This window comes from Burkholderia sp. Se-20378 (genome assembly GCF_017104665.1).
Classification (GTDB): Bacteria; Pseudomonadota; Gammaproteobacteria; order Burkholderiales; family Burkholderiaceae; genus Burkholderia; species Burkholderia lata.
Genome location: NZ_JAAGPG010000838.1, coordinates 1 through 2,374, shown reverse-complemented (window position 1 = coordinate 2,374; position 2,374 = coordinate 1). Strand labels below are relative to the sequence as shown.

General features: G+C 69.3%; 3 protein-coding genes. All 3 read right to left on the bottom strand.

Translation table 11 applies throughout. From position 1 onward, the window contains the following. Positions 1-530 (bottom strand): permease (locus tag G3N93_RS38110; RefSeq protein ID WP_206135340.1); only part of this gene is annotated, 530 nt, incomplete at its 3' end. A gap of 53 nt (positions 531-583) precedes the next feature. Continuing rightward, positions 584-1,663 carry an ABC transporter permease gene (locus G3N93_RS38105; protein ID WP_206135339.1) on the bottom strand — a complete coding sequence of 360 codons (1,080 nt, stop codon included), beginning with the start codon at positions 1,661-1,663 and terminating at the stop codon, positions 584-586. Further along, positions 1,656-2,374: ATP-binding cassette domain-containing protein (locus G3N93_RS38100; RefSeq protein ID WP_206135338.1), on the bottom strand; the 719-nt coding region annotated here is incomplete at its 5' end. The genes G3N93_RS38105 and G3N93_RS38100, both read right to left, overlap by 8 nt.

The following is a 2,374-nucleotide window of genomic DNA, read 5'->3' as shown; positions in this document are numbered from 1 at the left end:
ACGAGCTGCTTGCGCAGCCGGCCGCGCACGACGACCAGCGCGATCAGCGGCACGACGCCGCCCCACAGCGGGCTGTGGCGCATCGTGATCGACACCGCGAGCGCGACGACGGTGACGGCGAGCAGCACGATCGACAGCGAACGCACGCGTCCCTGGTCGACGAACGCACCGTCGACGAAACCACGGTCCGACCACGCGGTATGCACGATGCCGACGACCAGCACGCAGACGAGCATCGCGGCCGGCCCGAGTTCTTCGCCCCACAAACGGCTACCTGTCGGCGACACGAGCGCCAGTACCGCACCGATCACGAGGAACAGGTCGACGCCGATCGCGATGCTGTTGCGGTCCGCGCGGCGGATCAGCCATGCGCCGTGCACGAGCGCGAGCACGCCGCCGATCAGGAACGCGTGCGTCCAGCGCACGTCCGGTTGTTCCGGGCCGAGCCGGCCGTAGAACAGGAACACGATCGCCGGCAGGAAGTTGCTCGCGTGCAGCAGGTAGTCGGTGATGGGATGGCTCGATTTCATCGGGGGATTCTCCTTCGTCGAAACGTCGTAACGTCGAAACAGCGGACGACGCGTCAAGCGTCGTGCCAGCGGAACAGCCGCGCGGCGGCGAACAGGAACAGCGCCGTGCTCGCGGTCATGCCGAGCAGTTGCGGCGCGAGCTGCGCGTACGGGGCGCCGTCGACCAGCGCGCCGCGCAGCGCGACCGCGAACTGGTTGGTCGGCAGGAATGCAAGTACCGACTTGAGCCAGGCCGGTGCGTCGTGCATCGGGATCGTCAGGTCGCTGAAGAACAGCAGCGGGTAGTAGGTGACGTTGCACGCGAGTTCGGCGGCGGCCAGCGATTTGGTGCGGCTCGCGAGCAGCACGCCGATGCTGAGCACCATCGCCGCGCCGAGCAGCACGATCGGCAACGCGCGCAGCCCGTCCGGCGTCGCAATCGGCAGCGCGATGCCGAACGCGACGCGTGCGACGGTCAGCAACACGAGCGCCGACAGCGCCATCATGATCATCCGCGCGACGATCAGCGCGGCGAGGAACACGCCGCGCGAGACCGGAAAGCACACGTACAGCTTGAACGTATTGCGTTCGCGCAGCGACGCGATTGCGGTCGTCGTCGAGTTGAGGCCGATCGCCATGAACGCCATCACGAGAATGCCGGTCGCGAAGAACGCGCCATAGTCGAACGGGCGGCGCGCCGGTGCCGCGTTTTCGAAGCGCGCCTGTGCGGCGGGCAACCCGAGCCGCTGCGCGGCGCAGCGCGCGAGCGCGATCGCGACGACGCGCGACGCGGCCTTGACCGCGAGCGAGCCGTTGAAGTCATAGCGGATCGTCGCCGGCGTGCGCTCGTCGTTGCCGAGCACGACGGTCACGCGATCGGCCGCCGCGCCGCGGCCGTCGAAGGTCGCCTTCACCGTGTCGCTGTGCGTGAGGCTCGAGACGATCTGCGCTTCGCACGCGCGGCTGTACGGCGTCGCGCCGCCGGGCACGTCGAATGCGATGTCTGCAGTGCCGAGCGAACCCGACCCGCCGAACGCGAACAGCATCACGCTCAGCAGGAACACCGGGAACACGAGCGTCCAGAACAGCGACGAGCGGCTGCGCAGGTAGCCGAGCAGCTCGTTGCGCACGAGGATCAGGAACACCTTAGTCATGGGAGGGGCCCTCGGTACAGAGGCGCAGCAGGTCGCCCGGTGTGCTCGGCGCGAGCGCGAGATGCTGGATGCCCTGTTCGCCTACGATGCGGTGCACGTTCGGATGCAGCGTCGCATCGCCGAACACCTCGACGACATGCGCGGCCGACACGCGCACGCCGGTCACGCCCGGCAGCGCCGCGAGGCGCTTGCGCAGCGCACGCGCGTCGGCTTCGTCGCGGCAATGCAGGACCGCGCGCGCTTCGCCGACGAGCTCGGCGCGCAGCGCGTCCTTGTCGCCCTGGTAGCGCACGCCGCCGTCGCGTACCCACACGAGATCGTCGACGACGGCGAGCTCTTCCTCGGCGTGGCAGATCATCGCGACGCTCGTGCCGCGCGTGCGGTGGCGCAGCAGGTCGATCACGACGCCCGCATAACGGCGGTCGAGGCCGGTGAACGGTTCGTCGAGCACGGCCAGTTCGGGCCGGTGCGCGAGCGCGACGTAGAGATCGACGCGCTGGCGCTGCCCCTTCGACCGCGCGCGGCACGGCTTGTCGAGCAGTTCGGCGATGCCGAGCGCATCCGTGACCGCGGCGTCCGCGTGCACGTACATCGCGCGGTGCAGTGCGACGATCTCCGACACGCGGAGATGGTCGGGATACTCGACCTTCTGCAATTGCGCGCCGATGCGCCGCAGCGACGGCGTATCGCGCATGAAGCGCGTGGCCGGCA

Excerpts from the sequence above, each read along its gene's own strand:
- G3N93_RS38105 (WP_206135339.1), bottom strand. The coding sequence starts at position 1,663 with ATGACTAAGGTGTTCCTGATCCTCGTGCGCAACGAGCTGCTCGGCTAC.